Source organism: Bacteroides salyersiae (genome assembly GCF_031172035.1).
Lineage (GTDB): Bacteria > Bacteroidota > Bacteroidia > Bacteroidales > Bacteroidaceae > Bacteroides > Bacteroides salyersiae.
Genome location: NZ_CP133452.1, coordinates 3,864,311 through 3,881,106 on the forward strand (window position 1 = coordinate 3,864,311; position 16,796 = coordinate 3,881,106).

Here is a 16,796-nt window from a genome sequence, read left to right on the forward strand (position 1 = left end):
GTATTGTCCGGCACCGGATGATAGGCGATGAAGTCGGTGTAGTTTTTCTCTTTCGTCTGTTCACATCTGCGTTGCCAGGCATTCGAGCCGGACATGTCTCCTGCCAACTCGTAAATCTTATAAGAGCTGAGTTCCCGGTCGCCCTGTATCCTGTGGTTCTGCCGGAACAGCCTGTTGGTAAATATCAGCGTGCCGTCTTCGCGGGCGGCAAATATGCTCTCTTTGGCATTGTCGATGGCATGTGTGAGGGTGTTGATGTCATTCCGGTGGCGTTGTATGTCCGTCACGTTCTGTATATAGCCTTCTATATAGTACGTGCCGTCGGGCTGTTCCTCCCGGACGCAGGTCTGGATTTGCAGGTAATAGATGCTGCCTTTGTGGCTGATGCGGTAGCTTGCGCCATTCTCGTCGGGTTGCCGTTCGTTGTTCTCGAGCCATTGGGCAAACACGGCCTTGTCTTCTTCCACCACCAGCTCACAATAGCGGTCGATGGGGATGGACTGCAATTCTTCGGAACAGAGGATATCGGTATAGCCTTGATAGTAGAAGATGCGTTCATTGCTGGCATATTTCCACCGGCCGATCTGCGCTGCTTTCTGGATGGCTTTCAGCTCACGGTTTGTGCGTTCCAGTTGCAGCTTGACGTTGCTCCGTGCAGTGATGTCCCGGTATTGGCATAGCACCATGTCATCATACGGATGCATGATGCACTTGAAATAATAGGTGCCGTCCGGCAGCTCCAGCCTGTAATTCCGGCTGACGGTCTTTTGTTCGTCGACCACGCTCCGGAAAGTCGGTACCAGCTTCTCCCGCGTGTGCAGGGGCAACAGGTCGAATACGTTCTTTCCCAGGAGGAGCTCCTCCTTCAAAAACCAAAGATCGCTGTGTGTGTCGATGTCTATGCAAACGCCTTCCTGCGAGACCAATAGCATTGTATCGGCCGTTATCCGGAGAATTCTCCGGGCGTTTTGCGGATGATGCAATATTCTGTTCATGTGTGTATAGATTTATAGGATTTATGACTTATGACTTATGAATCATGATTCGGAACTTCTTTTGGCTTTTTCCCACACGCCTGTTCCGCGTTTTTTCTTCAGGTAGCCGATTCCTTTCAGTACGTTGACGTTCATGAAGAGGAAGTAGTAGGGGATGAACAGGAGCTTGTTCTTTATCTGTTTGGTAGACAGATAGTAACCCCACAGGCCGAGGACGTAGAACAGGATTTGAAGTACCAACAGGACACCGTACAAGGTGCAGGAATCACCTGCAAGCCCCTTCATCAGCAGGAGCAGCACGTTGAGCGGCAGCAGCAGGAACAGCAGGAAAGGGGTGACGGACCATCTCAGCACCCGATGGGATACGTACTGGAAGCTCAGTATTCCGTAGCGGAACGGGTTCAGCAGGGGGCGTAGCCGCCAGATGGATTGCAGTCCGCCGGCGGCGATGCGTACTTTCCGTTTTTCTTCTTCGCGCATGTCTGCCGAACCGCTTTCGATGGCATATGCTTCCGTGCAGTAGGCGATGATGTATCCTTGCATGGCGATGCGCAGCGACAGTACGAAATCGTCCAGCAGCGTGTCGCGTTCCATTTCTGCAAACAGCTCCCGGCGCACGGCAAACAATTCTCCCGCAGCTCCTACGGCGGAGTACAGCCGTGCATCGAGCGCTTTCAGGGTGGATTCGTATCTCCAGTAGATGCCTTCTCCTCCGGAGGCGGCATTGTCTTTTGCCTGTACGGCAATGCGTTTTTCTCCGGCCACGCAGCCTACGCGCGGATCTTCAAAGGCGAGCACGATTTCGCGGACCGCCTGCCGGTTCACCATCGTGTTGGCGTCGGTGAACACGACGATAGGGGTATCCACCAGTTTCATCCCCCGGTTCATGGCGGCGGTTTTTCCCTGCCGTTCGGGTTGGAAGAAGACGGTGGCTTTCCCTTCCCAACGGGTGCGCAGACGCTCGTTCGTGCCGTCGTCGCTGCCATCCGTCACCCACACGATGTGCAGTTTCTCCTCGGGATAGTCCAGTTCGAGGGAGTTCGCCATCTTTTCGTCTACGATGTCCGCTTCGTTGAAGGCGGTGATGAAAAGGGTCACTTCGGGCAGATCCCGGTCTGCTGCCGGCAGCACGCGTCTCACGGGCTTCACGAAAAGCTCTTTGAGCTTGACGAGCAGGCAGAGCACGATGCCATAGCCTAAATAGGTGTAGAACACGATGAAAAGGGCTGTCCAAAAGATGATTTCGATCCAAAGGGAATTATTCATGGTATATATTTTTTGTATTCATGGCATATCTGTTTCATTATATTATTCTGCCGGATAATTATTTTTATTGTATTCTATTAAGTAATGCGGTTTTTCTTTCCGAGTCTTTCAGCATCCCCACGAAGTAGAGGGCATCCGCTTTGTTGAAGGCATTGCTTCGGTCTTTCTCGTATTGCTCTACAAAGTGGGTGGCATGTTCTGCCAAATGTTTCCGGCAGTCGATGTTCAGCATGATTCCTTCTTCGAAGTTATTGTAGGAAAGCCCGCTGACGGCATCATCCGATTCGACGGAAACGATATCTTCTTTTTTCAGACCGCTCAGATTGACGGTGACCGAAGGGTAATAGAAACATTCCCCGATTGGCAAGTGTACGGTCAGCTTGATGGTATGTTCGTCAGTCTGTTCGACTTTCACATTTCCGTGCGTGCGATAATAATTGTATTCGTAATACTCTTCCTGTGAGGGGAACCAGACGGAGTCGTCACCGTCTTTCCCGTAGTTATCATTGATCCATTCGAGCAACTTTATCCAGTCATTGTCGGTGTTGTGCACGCCTATATGGACGGCTTTGCGGTTCCTCTCGGGTGCTCTTCGTTGCTGCCGTATTTCGTCTTTTATGTTTTCCTGTACCTCTTCGAACGATCTGTTGAGCGCCACTTTGTCCAGGCTCTCTATTGCTCTGAACGGGTATAAGTCTTCTCCGTTCGATTCGGTTGCCATAGTTCGGATATCTTCATATTGCAGGGCGGCATCTATATAGGTGTCGTTTCCATTAGGGCGGGCCAGCATCTTGCATTTTCTCCCTGCCAGTTGTTCCTGTATTTTGCTTTGCGCTATGCCGTAATGCTGTTTGATTTCCTCCACGTCGTTTACATTTTCGGCCATTACATCATGAAAGGCGATTCCGACACCGTAGTTCAGCATCTCTTTTATTTCGTCCCAGTTCAGCCCTCTTTTCATGAAAAAGCGGTAATAATCCTTCTCGTATCCGGGATTCACATCCACGTCTTGGTCCATCCACTCTTCTTCTGCGGACAGGGTGGTGGTGAATGCGAACCTGACCTCTTTCCCCGTTCCGTCAGTGCTTCCCAAAGTGCGGACGGCAGGGAGTACATTGGGTGGAAGGTCTCCTTTTCTCAGATGGGCGGAGTTGTAATATAGTTGTGCCGTTTTATCCGGTTCCTGAACGGTGGGGGTGGGATACGGGTCGGAATTGGATACCGGCTTTCCGTTGATGGCGGCCCACGTGCGGCAGTAGGCCGATTGCTTGCAGTCGTCCTGCACCAACAGCAGCAGAAGCGGCTTGTTGTATTTCAAACAAGGCATACCGGCTTTCAGTGGAACTTGTGGGGCATCCTTTACCTTTATGAAGATGCCGGCTGTGATATCTCCCTGCACTTCGTTGCCGAAAGGATAAAGATAGGTCTGTTCCTGAGGCTTTTCCTTGTCATCATCATTATTGCCGCCTTCATGTTGTTCATCATCTCCGGTATACAAGTTGATTTGTTTTATGCAGGAGGTGAACAGCAACATACAGATACAATAAAATATCAGTTTATGGTTCATATTTGTAGCTTTATTTATTTTTCATATATTCGCTTAAAAGTATAGGTTGGTGGCGTTCAAAGAATTTGTGCCTGAATTTGGTCCACATGATATACCATAACGCAGCAAAGGTCTTGTGTAATTCCTTAAAAGGACTACGTGGCGGGTATAGTTTCCTTACCATCTCTTTGTTCCACGGCTTGGTAAAAAAGCGCAGATAGTATTCATCCGTCGGGTTTACGATGAAATCGATTTTTTCTTCCCATTCGTACCGGTTCAGCATCAGGTCTCCTTCGGTAAACCAGAGCAGCTTGTATATCAACGATTGGTAAGGCAGGTAATTCAGGAATAGCTCACCATAGTTATTTTCATAATGGTCGGGCATTTTACTTTTCTCAAAGAGTACGAGTTTGTTGTCTATATCCAGTATAATCCATCGGTGCGATTTCTTCGGAAATAGAAATTCCCCCAACAGGCTGGGAGTTTCCATGTATCCCCGGGATGCTACCCGGCATTGTTCGCTGATAAATTTTTCGGGATTCTCTACATGTTCCAACACTTGGTTGCAGATGACATAATCGAACTCTTTGTCTTTGAACGGTAAGTTTTCACCATCCGCATTGGCAAATATCTGGTGTGGATAGATCTTCATATCTCCACATCGGTGATAATTCTGGTCTGTAAACTTTTCAGTTACAACGTTGGCGCGATGAGACGGGTTGTGTCCCGGACCGACTTCCAATACCCAGTCTCTCTTTTTTATGTGCAAATTATCTCTGTCGTATGGTGTTCTTCTTTTCATACTTTATGAGTTTTACCGGTTATTTTATCAAGTTGGAATCCTCATCCTCATATTTTTCTTTTTGAGTAAACAATCCGGCGATGTTTTTCATCGCTCCGGCTACGCGTACTTTAAAGCTGTTCAGCAGGGTTCCGTCAGTGCCCACCGTGCCATATCCCGTCACTGCGCGTGCCCGGCGTTTGCGTACGAAAGCGATCTTTCCATACTTTTTCAATTCCAGTGCCAATGAGCCGTCTTCGCCACGGATGATATCCGTGCGGATACCCGTTTTCTGCGCCAGATCGGTGCGATAAGCAAACACCAGTCCGCGCACGCTCAGTTCCGGACGCTTGAATGCTTGCAGCCACAGGTGCGTGTCACGGGCGAATTCATAGAATTTCAGTCCCAGCCATGAGTGCTCCTTGTCGGGGATGTAGCTCCACAGTGAGCTGACGGCCACGATACCGGGACGTTCGAGGGCTTCCACCATCGTTTCTACGTAGCGGGGCGGATACAGGGTATCCGAATCTATGTTGATGTGGTATTTTCCCCTTGCATGGTTCAACCCGCACAGGCGTGCGAAACCGCAGCTGTGCCGCGTTTCCGTGTAATAAGGCACTCCGGTGGCCCGGTATATCTCGGCCGTGCGGTCTTTCGATTCGTTGTCTACCCCGATGATTTCTACCGGATAGCGGCACTGCATCTCGCTCAGCGACCACAGGCAGGCCAGCAGATGCCGTTCTTCATTGTATCCGATCAGGGATACGGTGACCAGTGGCTGTTCGGACTGCAATCCGGCCAGTTTGCCGCGTACTTCTTCGACGACTGCTGCCGGTACATAGGAGAAGGGTTTCTCGTAGACTTGCAGATATTTGCTGTACCATTTCTTCATATTCTGCTTTTTGAGGTTATCTTTTTAGAATCAGTTTCTCGATGCGCCGGATACAATTGTATCCGAATAACTTTATAAAGAAGGTTCTCGTGCGGTAGTAAATGAACGCCTGGTGTGAGAACCAGGAATTCTGATAGTGATGGATGGCATAGGTGTTGCCGGTGACGATCACCTCTCTGGAGTCGAATATCTTCGGAGAGAAAAAATCGTTGGGCAGCACATATACGGCTTTTTCCATATCCAGGCCCTTCAGTGCGTCGATGTTGCTGTCCGTCAGATTGACCACCGGCTTGAAGCGCTGGATGGTTTCGTTCATGATTTCCGGCAGCATGCGGATATCCATCTGTCCGTTTTCCTGTATGAAATTTCTTCCTTTATAGTAGTCCAGACAGGCCTTTATCCAGTCGCATCCTTTTTCGGCCCCGATTATGGCGGCTTCGATCGTGCCTGCGTTTTCCGCACCGACGAAGTAGGGGAGATCCAGCAACGGGTCGAAGCTCTTCAAGACTTCCACGTCCGAGTCCAGATAAATGCCGCCGTAGTTGTAGAGGGCGTACAGGCGGATGTAGTCTGCGGCAAAAGCATACTTCTTGACCCGAAAGGCCTGCTCTACCCAGGGCACTTGCGCGATGTCGAACCGTTTCAAGTCCCATAGCATGATTTCATAGTCCGGCAGATGGACTTTCCAACTGTCGATGCATTTTTGTATCTTCTGAGGATAAGGGTCGCCGCTCAGCCAGCAGAGGTGTATTCGTTTGGGTATCATATTTTTCTGATGTTTTGAGGTGGAACAGGCAGTGCCGGCGTCTTCGTGCACGGCACTACTTCGCACAATACTTTCTGCATCTGGCACTTCCACGACAGATTTCCGATGCTGTCGCGTATCTCCCGGCCGGTCATCGGCAGCGACCGGCAGAAGGCCACTATGCCGTCGATGTCCACTGCTGTCTCGTCCGCCGGAATTTTCATCACGTATGCCTTGTCGTCAAAGTCCTCATCGGTTTCCGAATAGGCGAACGCAAGCCCGCGTGCGGCATATTCACGGTTTTTCAATGTTTTGATGTGGGTGATGCCGCTCCGGTGGCGGCCCAGGCTGCCTATCCCGAAATCGGCATGTTCGAAGAGCTCGTCCAATTCGAGGCCATGCCGGGCTCCGTGCAGAATGACGTAGGGTTCCAGCCCGTGTTCACGGATGAGGGGCAGTATTTCTTTCCGTTCGCGTTCGCCCGTCAGTTCGCCTACGATGTGGAAATACACTTTGTAGGATCGTCCGCGGTCGTAGTAGGCGGCCAGTCCGCGCACCAGGCGGTCGAATCCGTGCCAATAATGCACTTCGGCCACCCCTATCAGATGCAGTTCGTCCGAAGTGTCGTTCATGTGCTGCTTGAGTGGCACGGCATCGAAGTCGATGCCGTTGGAAATGCGTATGGCCGGAATGCCGAAAATGGTTTTTGCTGCTGAAAAGGTGACGATTGCGTCCAGTTGCTTCGCCAGTTTTTTGCGGAACAGGCGGTCGATGTAGAGTTTCAGCTTCATTCCGGTGCTGGCGTACTCCTGGTCATAAGGATACGTGGGGATTTCCATGACCACATGCCTCACTTGCCGTTTAAGTTCTTTTATCAGGTTGATTGTGAAAGGATTGGCGTTGTGAAAAGACCGGATGTATACCAGCTCGATGCCTTCGCGTTGCGCATACTCGCAGATGGGACGAAAGAAAAACCTTTTTTTGGCCTTTGCCATCTTTCCCGATCCGAGATCGGCTATCACTTCATCGTTTACCATCCAACGCCGGTTGCCGTCGTCTGTGATCTGGTAATAACACATCCGTACGTCCGCCCCGCATTCGCGCAGTGCTTTTGTCTGGTATCGGATTTTTTTGCTGATACCGTTTGCTTCGTCAAATCCGTGAAAGATAAGAAATAATAATTTCATTGTTTGCTTTAAGGATTTCTTTAGTTATTTTACTTTTTTCGTTTGTGCGCTATTTTTTGTATCTTTCCCATCAGGTCATACTCGCGCGTGATTTGTATATAAATCCCAAAGATAGTGAAACTTACGATACTTTTCAATATAAACGTGAGAAAAATATTCCCGTTGTTTGTCAAGTAATGTAGCGGGATGAGGGCGGCCGCTATGAGCATGCCTGCAATGATGGGCGATGTGAACTGGCGCAGCAGTGTCCACATGCTTCGCCGGAGCGTCACGCGGTACATCTGCCAGTAGCACTGGATGAAGTTGATGCAGAACGTGGTGACGATGCACCATGCCACGGCTTCCAGCGTGCCGAACCAGAAGATGCCGAGCAGCATCCCCGTCACATTGAGCACGGACGAGAATACCCCGCAGACGAACAGGCTGCGCGTGTCTCCGGCAGCCTGGAAGATGCTTCCGGAGGAGGAGAGGATGATCTGTACGCCGACCGAGAGCGTGAGTATGCGGAACACCGGCACGGACGGCAGCCATTGCTGACCGAAGATGATCAGCGTCACCTCTTCGGCCGTGAAGAACAGCAGCACGCTGAGCGGTATCCCGATGAAGGCGAGCAGGCGCAGGATGCGTTCGTAGGCCGAGGCAAGCCGGTTCAGGTCGTTCTGGTAATCGCTGAATATGGGGTGCATCACCGGGGTGACGACTTGGGTGATGTTCTGCAACGGCAGCATCATCAGGCGGTATGACTTCTCGTAATATCCCAGCTCCGACATGCCCATGTACTTGCCTATCAGCAGCTTGTCGAGGTTGCGGCTGAAGTAGTTGATGACGTTGAAAAGGAACTGGTAGGCGGAGTAGGAGAATATCTTGCGGAGGGCGCCCCATCCGAGCGTCATCGCGGGGTGTTGCGGGTAGCGTTTCAGCGAGATGATGAAAAGGAGGATGCTGGAGAGGATCGGGCTGATGATCAGCGCATACAGTCCCGCGCCGTTCAAGGCGGCTATGACGGCGGCCGTGCCGCTGGCCACCTGCACGGCGAAGCTGCGGAGGGCGATGAACTTGAACTCCTTGTTCTTGAAAAACAGGGCGTTGGGCACGATGGTGGCCGAAGCGAAAAAGAGGTTCACGCAGAGCAGTTGGCACAGGGTGCGCAGGATGGGGCTTTCGTAATAGGCGGCAATGGGCCACGAGGCGGCGAAGAAAAGTACCGAAAGGCCGGCGCCCATCCAGAGGGTGAAGGAGAAGATGTCCGACAGGTCTTTCTCCGTCAATGCCTTGTTCTGCACGATGGCGGGCGAGATGCCCATGTCGGTGAAGATGCTGAAAAAGGCGATGATGACCGTGGCGATGGCTACGATGCCGAAGTCGTCGGGCGTGAGCAGGCGGGCCAGTACTCCGGCCACGACGAGGGAGATGACGATGCCGCTATACTTGGCGAGCGCGGTGTAGAAGACACCGGAAAAGAGCTGTTGCTTGAGATTACTTGCCATAAGCGTCGATATATGCGTTTGCCACCACCTCGAGATTCATATGCTGCCGGGCGTAGCGGTAATTCTCTTCTCCCTTGCCCTGTTCCGCCAGCCGTCCGGCCTGTTCCAGCGCACGTACGATGCCGGCGTTGTCGTCGGGAGAGAAAACCGGGTTTCCGGTCTCGCGCAGCAGTTCGCCCACATTCCCGTTGTCCGGGCCTGCCACCACTTTCCGGAACAGGAAAGCTAAAGGGACGTTGCCCGAGTTCAGTATCCGTTTCCTCTGCACGAATATCACGTCCGACGCGGCGATGTAGTAGGGGAGCTCGTCGTTGTCGATCAGTTCGCCGTTGGCGCCTGCCCGGATGTTTCTCAGGCGGAGCAGAGCCGGTACGAGGTAGTAGCCGGCCAGCGAAAGGAGCCTTTTCAGCGGATTGCGCTGCCCGGGATGTTTGGCAAACGGGAACATCCGGGGGGCCAGCAGGAACTTTCTTTTATTCCGCAAGGCGGAGAAGGCGTCCAGCACCATGCGGATCTCTTCGCGGTTGCGGAATTTTCCGAAAGCGGTGATGATCATTTTATCGGCCGGAAGCCCTAAGTGCCTGCGGGCTTCTTCGCGTGAGATGTTTTCGTTGTAGGTGTTTTCGTAGATATGGTGGGGGATGATGACATTCCGGCTGCCGGGATGCGCCTTTCCAAATTCCTCCTTGCTGTATCGCCCCATATGCACCACTACGTCGCTGCACGATTCGATGAGCCCGTATGCCTGCCGGATGACCGGATTGGCATTGTAGTGCGGACAGGCGTTGTGCCTTGTATAGACGATCTTGCTCCCGCCGTCTTTGAAGTGGCGTATGCGCTGCCGCAGACGGTCTATCACGGAGATGTCCGTACAGTTCCATCCCACCGCCTCTTCGGGCCATTGAAAATGGATGATGTCATAAGGTTCATCCTTTTCCCAGAAATCCCGGCCGGAACAATGCACGTCGATGCCCTGCTTGCGGATGGCTTCGCAGAGTACAGGGACGAAGAGATTGTCTGTGTCGTCTTCTCTGAATACAATTAACACTTTCATATAGATGGGTTTCTCTTGAAATTCGTTTTTAATGGAATAAAAAATCGGAGTTTGTCTTTTTTCTTAATCCATAACCTCCCTCATTCCGGAATTAAGAAGCAAAACAGCCTTTTATAATAAAGGCAAATTTAAGCATAATAATCGATAAATTCAAAGAAACCGGTACGGATTAGCGGATTATTGATAAATAATGGGGCCTCTCCCCAGAGGGCCTCTCCCCGGCCCTCTCCGTAGGAGAGGGAGTAGGGAGATACTCCTGTTTATTAATTAATCGGTCACTAATATTAAATTAATCGGTCACTAAACTAACTCAGCTCCCTCTCCCACGGAGAGGGCTGGGGAGAGGCTTTTCTCACGGAGAGGGCTGGGGAGAGGCTTTTCCTACGGAGAGGGCCGGGGAGAGGCTTTAAAACAGTATCTCCAGCAACTTGTTCGAAATTTGTACGATCCCTTCCGGATCGCCTATCTCGAGATACCTGCACGTATCCCGATAAAAAGTGATCAGGAACGAGTAGACGCACATGTTTTTTATCTCTTTTTCATAATTGGAGATCAAAGGGTAATTGATTCCGGTCTGATAGTAGACTTCCCGTTGGGTGAGATGGCAGTGACACCGGTAGAGCAAAAGGTTTCTTCCAGCTATCCGGCTGATTTCCTGAACTGTCCGACGTATCATGTCGGTATCACTCTGGTAAATGATTCTTTTTTTAAGTTTTTTTTTCTTCATAATGATTTCACTTTTTAAATAACCGTGCAAAGTGACAAAATAAAAAGGAAATATTTGTTACTAAAAACCGTAACAGATATATGAAAACAACTTCCGAGCTTTGCTGCCGGATATTTGTGTCCGTCATTAAAAAATATATTTATGAAGCAGAATTTTTATTTCAAGCACGACGCCCCTTCGGCTACCAACCCGAAATTAGCAAAACTTCTCCAAAAAGAAGGGGCGAGAGGATATGGCGTCTATTGGCTTTTGATTGAACTGTTGCGGCTGCAGACAGATTTTAGCCTGCCTGTCACCGAGACCGCAGGCTTGGTGTCAAGATTGGGGTACACGCAAAAAACGGTGGTGGTTCGCGTTATCGAAAACTATGATCTTTTTTCGGAAGAAAACGGCATGTTTTTTTCTGTCGGATTGATAAAAAGAATGGAGAATTTCTTGAGCAAACGTGACGAGATGTCGAAGGAACTCGGGGGGAGCTTGGAGGATAATGCGCTGATAATCAACTCCCGTTTCCTGCATAACGCGCGTAAAGAAGAGCAGAGAAGAGAAGAACAAGAAAATAACTCTCTCACAAGAGAGCGTGTGAGGGGAGTTCTTTCGATGGATGAAGCCATCGCCCTTTTGCCCTCCGAACAGGTGTGGTGCGAAGACATGGCACGCCTGTCGGGGCGGGGAGTGGAGTTCGCCGCCGATCTGCCGCAACTGCTCCCGTCGTTTACCGCCTTTCTCCGTCTGCGGGGCGAAGAGCACACGGTGACCGGACTGAGCGATGCCAAACGGCGGTTCATGTACTGGATGAAATCCGATGAAGGGCGGCAGGCGGTGAAGCAACTGCAAATTACGGCCGATGCCGGAGAAGAAAACGATCCCTACCGCTACGAGACGCTGGCCGGAGAGCAGCGCACTTATATGGGACGCCCCATTCCGGCCGATGCACCGCCACGCCCCAACTCATGGGCGGTGTGGGACGACCAGACGGAGGCATGGACACGCTGAGCACCGTCCTTGCAAGTGCCGGAAACGGTGATTAGGGGCGGTAAGAACCGTGGGAGGCCTCTCCCCAGCCCTCTCCGTGGGAGAGGGGGCTAAGTTAGTTTAGCAAACAATTATTTAATTAATTAATAAACAGGAGTATCTCCCTGCTCCCTCTCCCACGGAGAGGGCCGGGGAGAGGCCTTTTTCCAAATATGAGAAATTTTCATTCTTTCAACATCGAAACCTCCGGACGTACCGGCGGCAAAATAAAGACTCACTGTCCGCAGTGCCACGACCTGCGGCGCAACAAACGCGACAAATCCCTTTCCGTGAACCTCGACACCGGATTGTGCCACTGCCATCATTGCGGATGGAGCGCCCATGTGCCCGACGAAACCGAGCTGCGCGAACGCGAAGAACGGCAGGCCCGCAAGCGGAAAACCGCCTCTTCCTCCTCTTCCGTGCCGGCACATTTCCGCCGCCCGACGTTCAATCCCGCCGCGCTGCTGCTCTCCGAACGGATGGAGCGCTGGCTGGTGGAAGAGCGTTGCATCCCCCAGTCCGTCATCGCCGCGCTGCGGTTCACGGAACAGACGGAAACGATGCCGCAGACCGGACAGCAGGAGAACTGCCTTTGTTTCAACTACTTCGAAGAGGGTGCACTGGTCAATGTCAAGTATCGTAGCGGCGCCAAGCATTTCAAGATGGTCGCCGGTGCCGAGCTTATCCCGTACAACATCGACGCCATCGCGGATACCCCCGAATGCATCGTCACCGAGGGCGAGCTCGATGCCGCTTCCTTCCTCGCCACCGGCCGTGCGGATGCGATATCCGTGCCCTCCGGCGCCAATGGAAACCTCACCTGGCTCGACCGTTTTGTGGAGAGCCATTTCGAGAACAAACGGCTCATCTACATCGCCGTGGATACCGATGCCGCAGGCTTGAAGCTGCGTGCCGAACTTCTCCGCCGTTTCGGCCCCGAACGCTGCCGCATCGTCACCTACGGGCCGGAGTGTAAGGATGCCAACGAGCATCTGGTGAAGTATGGCGTAGAGAGTCTCCGCATCGCCCTGTCGCAAGCCGAAGAGGTGCCGCTTGAGGGCGCTTTCACGGCCGACGATCTTGCCGTGGAGCTGCGTGCCCTTTACGAAAACGGCTTCGGTCCGGGCGCCGAGACCGGATGGGAGAATTTCGACAGTCTCTGCACCCTCGAATTGCAGCGCCTGCTGATCGTGACCGGAACTCCCGGCTCCGGAAAGTCCGAATGGGTGGACGAGCTCGTCCTCCGCCTTTGCCTGCGCCACGACTGGCCGGCCGGCTTCTTCAGTCCGGAGAACATCCCGATCGTCTACCACCTCCGCAAGTTGGCGGAGAAGCTCACCGCCCGGCGTTTCCAGCCCGGTCTCGGAATGACGGAGGGGCTTTACGAGCGTATCACCCGTTACTTGGCAAAGCACGTATGCCATATCCTGCCCAAAGAGGACTTCACGGTGGATGCCATCCTGTCGAAGGGTAGGGAACTGGTGGCAAGGCGGGGGATTCGCATCTTCGTCATCGACCCCTTGAACCGGATCGAACACGACATGCGGCCCGGACAGACCGAAACGCAATATCTCTCGACCCTGCTCAACCGGCTCTCCGGCTTTGCCACCCGAAACCACTGCCTGGTAGTGCTCGTGGCCCATCCGCGCAAGATGAACCGCAATGCGATAACAGGGCAGACGCCCCGACCGGAAATGTATGACATAAACGGTTCGGCCGATTTTTACAACAAGGCCGATTTCGGAGTGGTGGTGGAGCGGGATGATGCGACGGGCGTCGTGCGCATCCATGTGGAGAAAGTGAAATTCAAGCACTTGGGGCATCCGGGAGAAGCGCAATTCGTCTACGATCCCGTGTCCGGCCGCTATCTGCCCTGTGAGGAGGACAAGTCTCCCCAGACCCCACCCGAACGGAGGGTGCGGGAGACCCGGTTCGACAATGCCTGCTGGCTGCCGGAAAACACGGAAGAAGGGGTTCTTGAATTATGATTTATGAATTATGACTTATTTTTGTGGACGTAATTCACACCCCGCACCTCATAAATCATAACTCATAAATCATCATTCATAAATCATCATTCATTTTTATTGCGTATATTTGCAGAAAACGGAGGATATGAATATGGAACAGAAAGACAGATACATACGCTTTGACTGGGCGGCGAAGCGCCTGTTGAGGAATAAGGCTAATTTTGGGGTGCTCGAGGGATTCCTTACCGTATTGTTGGGAGAGAATATCCGTATATTGGAGATTCTTGAGAGCGAAAGCAACCAGCTGAGTCCGGAAGACAAGTTCAACCGGGTAGACATCAAAGCCCGCAACAGTAAGGACGAAATTATCATTGTAGAAATACAGAATACCCGCGAGATTTATTATCTGGAACGTATCCTCTACGGAGTGGCCAAAACCATCACCGAGCATATCGGACTGGGACGCATTTACTCGGATGTCAAAAAGGTATATTCCATCAGTATCCTTTACTTTGACATAGGGCAGGTTGACATAGGGCAGGGCAACGACTACCTGTATCACGGTCAGAACACTTTCGTGGGAGTGCATACCGGAGATTTCCTCCAAGTGACCACCAAGGAGAAAGGAGTCATCGTCAGGAAGCTGCCGGCCGAGATCTTTCCCGAATATTTCCTCATTCGCGTCAATGAGTTCAATAAATCGGCAGTCACCCCGTTGGAAGAGTGGATCGAGTATCTCAAAACCGGCATCATACGTCCCGATACCAAAGCACCGGGACTGGAGGAAGCGAGAAGAAAGCTGATCTACTATAATCTGGAACCTGCAGAGCGGCAGGCCTATGACCGGCACATAGATGCAATCATGATACAAAACGATGTGTTGGGAACAGCCCGTGAGGAGGGACTTCAGGAAAGACGTGAAGAAGGGCGCGAAGAAGGGCGCGAAGAAGGACTTCAGGAAGGCCGTAAAGAAAGTAAAATTACCATTGCCCGTAATATGAAAAACGTACTAAATCTTCCTGACGAAACCATTGCCCAAATTTCGGGTCTGCCTATTGACGAGATAAAAAAACTATAAGAGAGGGAGATAAGAGATGGGAGAATGGAGAGGGGGAGAATGGAGAGGGGAGAGGAGGAAAAGGGAAAACATGAGGGATAAAAGTTTATACCGGCCCCGGGGTAAATACGAAAAAGTTTTGTAACTTTGTAATTGTTGGAAGCCTCTCCCCGGCTCTCTCCGCGGGAAAAGCCTTTCCCCAGCTCTCTCCGTGGGAAGAGCCTCTCCCCAACCCTCTCCGTGGGAGAGGGAGCTGAGTTAGTTTAGTAGTTAATATAGGCAGGAGTATCTCCCTGCTCCCTCTCCTGCGGAGAGGGCTGGGGAGAGGCTTTTTATAAATTGTGACTGATATGAAAATTCAAGCAAGTATAACGATTCCCTATGCCGTGGCCAACTATGCCGAAATGCGTGACCGTGGCTTTTATTATGTGGATAAGACGGATTACATCCCGCGTCTCGAGGCCTATAAAGCCCCCGTGTTCCTGCGTCCCCGCCGTTTCGGGAAGAGCCTGCTGGTATCTACCTTGGCGCATTATTACGACCGTACCTTGGCCCACCGGTTTGAGGATCTCTTTGGCGGAACATACATCGGAAGCCATCCCACACCGGAGCGCAACCGGTACATGATCGCCCGCTACGACTTCTCGAAAATGGTGATGGCGGATAGCATGGAAGGGCTGGAGAAGAACTTCAATATTCTGAATCGCGGCCCCGTGGAAATCATGGTGACACACAACCGTGACCTTTTCGGAGACTTTCAGTTTTCCACCCGCGAAAATGCCGCGCAGATGCTGGAAGAAGCGTTGACTTATGCCCGTGAACACGGACTGCCTCCGGTTTACATTCTGATAGACGAATACGACAACTTCACCAACCAGTTACTGACCTCTTACAATGACCCACTTTACGAGAAAGTAACCACCGCCGACAGTTTCCTGCGCACCTTTTTTAAAGTAATCAAGGCAGGTATCGGTGAGGGCAGCATCCGCACCTGTTTCTGTACTGGTGTGCTGCCCGTAACGATGGACGATCTGACCAGTGGATACAACATCGCCGAGATACTGACACTGCATCCCGATTTCATCAACATGCTGGGCTTTACCCATGCCGAAGCGGATGCTTATCTGCGCTACGTGCTCGACAAGTATACCGGAAGCCAGGAACGCTACGATGAAATATGGCAGCTCATCGTCAACAACTATGATGGCTACCGTTTCAGCCCCAAAGGAGAAAAACTGTTCAATGCAACGATACTGACCTATTTTCTGAAAAACTTTGCTACCCGTCACGGTGAAGTTCCCGAAGAGATGATAGACGAGAACCTGCGCACCGACATCGGCTGGCTGCGACGGCTCACCCTCTCGCTGGAAAACTCGAAAGCCATGCTGGATGCATTAGTGATAGACAACGGACTGGCTTACAACGTAGCCGACCTCTCCAGCAAATTCAACAAGCAGAAGTTCTTCGACAAGAATTTCTATCCCGTCAGCCTTTTCTATCTCGGTATGACAACCCTGCAGAACGGTTTCCGCATGACGCTCCCCAACCTGACCATGCGCAGCATCTACATGGACTACTACAACGTGTTGAACCGTATAGACGGCGGCGCCAACCGGTATGTCCCCACTTACGAACGCTTCGTCGACGAGCGTGATTTCGAATCGCTTGTCCGGAACTATTTCGAGCAATACCTCGGCCAGTTCCCCGCGCAGGTGTTCGACAAGATCAATGAAAATTTCATCCGTTGCTCTTTCTTCGAGTTGGTATCCCGCTACCTGAGCAGTTGCTATACCTTCGCCATCGAACAGAACAATTCGGAAGGACGCGCCGACTTCGAAATGACCGGCATACCGGGCACGGATTACTACACGGACGACCGCCTGGTGGAATTCAAATATTACAAAGCCAAAGAGGCGGAAAAGATGTTAGAACTGGATGCACCTCTGCCCGAACACGTGGAGCAGGTGCACCGTTATGCCGAAGACACACTGCGGCATTTCCCCAACTACAAGGTGCGCACATATGTGGTTTACATCTGTGCCAACCGGGGATGGAAATGCTGGGAAACATAA

Annotated in this window: 13 protein-coding genes; 4 read left to right on the forward strand and 9 right to left on the reverse strand. The window is 51.7% G+C overall.

The genetic code is table 11. The annotated features are described in order from the left end of the window. Positions 1 to 1,037: 1,037 nt before the first annotated feature. The 9 genes from RB604_RS14360 to RB604_RS14400 all read right to left on the reverse strand — a co-directional run bounded on the left by RB604_RS14360 (position 1,038) and on the right by RB604_RS14400 (position 10,680). Complete coding sequence (locus RB604_RS14360; RefSeq protein WP_007480804.1) at positions 1,038 to 2,261, reverse strand: glycosyltransferase family 2 protein; 1,224 nt, start codon at positions 2,259 to 2,261, stop codon at positions 1,038 to 1,040. 64 nt (positions 2,262 to 2,325) lie between these two features. After that, positions 2,326 to 3,828, reverse strand: a complete 1,503-nt coding sequence (locus tag RB604_RS14365) for a polysaccharide deacetylase family protein (RefSeq protein ID WP_055294646.1) — start codon at positions 3,826 to 3,828, stop codon at positions 2,326 to 2,328. A gap of 10 nt (positions 3,829 to 3,838) precedes the next feature. Beyond that, on the reverse strand, positions 3,839 to 4,609 hold the full coding sequence (locus RB604_RS14370; protein WP_005932244.1) for a class I SAM-dependent methyltransferase: 771 nt from the start codon (positions 4,607 to 4,609) through the stop codon (positions 3,839 to 3,841). Positions 4,610 to 4,628: 19 nt separating this feature from the next. Further along, the gene (locus tag RB604_RS14375; protein WP_055294652.1) at positions 4,629 to 5,480 is read right to left on the reverse strand and encodes a glycosyltransferase family 2 protein; all 852 of its coding nucleotides are present in this window, start codon (positions 5,478 to 5,480) and stop codon (positions 4,629 to 4,631) included. 16 nt (positions 5,481 to 5,496) lie between these two features. After that, on the reverse strand, positions 5,497 to 6,246 hold the full coding sequence (locus RB604_RS14380) for a glycosyltransferase family 32 protein (protein ID WP_055294654.1): 750 nt from the start codon (positions 6,244 to 6,246) through the stop codon (positions 5,497 to 5,499). Then, on the reverse strand, positions 6,243 to 7,412 hold the full coding sequence (locus tag RB604_RS14385) for a glycosyltransferase family protein (protein WP_005932237.1): 1,170 nt from the start codon (positions 7,410 to 7,412) through the stop codon (positions 6,243 to 6,245). The genes RB604_RS14380 and RB604_RS14385 overlap by 4 nt, the downstream gene beginning before the upstream one ends. 29 nt (positions 7,413 to 7,441) lie before the next feature. Next, positions 7,442 to 8,899 (reverse strand): lipopolysaccharide biosynthesis protein, encoded by a 1,458-nt coding sequence (locus RB604_RS14390; protein WP_007480809.1) that lies wholly within the window; start codon positions 8,897 to 8,899, stop codon positions 7,442 to 7,444. After that, positions 8,889 to 9,953 carry a glycosyltransferase family protein gene (locus RB604_RS14395; RefSeq protein WP_055294656.1) on the reverse strand — a complete coding sequence of 355 codons (1,065 nt, stop codon included), beginning with the start codon at positions 9,951 to 9,953 and terminating at the stop codon, positions 8,889 to 8,891. Before RB604_RS14395 ends, RB604_RS14390 begins: the two co-directional genes overlap by 11 nt. A 406-nt stretch (positions 9,954 to 10,359) precedes the next feature. Next, entirely contained in the window at positions 10,360 to 10,680 is a 321-nt protein-coding gene (locus RB604_RS14400) for a hypothetical protein (protein WP_005932229.1), read from the reverse strand. Positions 10,681 to 10,794: 114 nt separating this feature from the next. On the opposite strand from RB604_RS14400, the gene RB604_RS14405 reads away from it, so the two are divergent. The 4 genes from RB604_RS14405 (at position 10,795) to RB604_RS14420 (ending at position 16,796) form a co-directional block, all read left to right on the forward strand. Continuing rightward, positions 10,795 to 11,676, forward strand: coding sequence for a DUF7833 domain-containing protein (locus RB604_RS14405; protein ID WP_224203028.1), 882 nt, complete (start codon positions 10,795 to 10,797; stop codon positions 11,674 to 11,676). 191 nt (positions 11,677 to 11,867) lie between these two features. Then, a complete protein-coding gene (locus tag RB604_RS14410; protein WP_055294658.1) occupies positions 11,868 to 13,685 on the forward strand; it encodes a DnaB-like helicase C-terminal domain-containing protein in 1,818 nt (605 codons plus the stop codon). A 133-nt stretch (positions 13,686 to 13,818) separates the two neighbouring features. After that, entirely contained in the window at positions 13,819 to 14,745 is a 927-nt protein-coding gene (locus RB604_RS14415) for a PD-(D/E)XK nuclease family transposase (RefSeq protein WP_195558438.1), read from the forward strand. Positions 14,746 to 15,074: 329 nt separating this feature from the next. Further along, positions 15,075 to 16,796 (forward strand): PD-(D/E)XK nuclease domain-containing ATP-binding protein, encoded by a 1,722-nt coding sequence (locus RB604_RS14420; RefSeq protein ID WP_195558432.1) that lies wholly within the window; start codon positions 15,075 to 15,077, stop codon positions 16,794 to 16,796.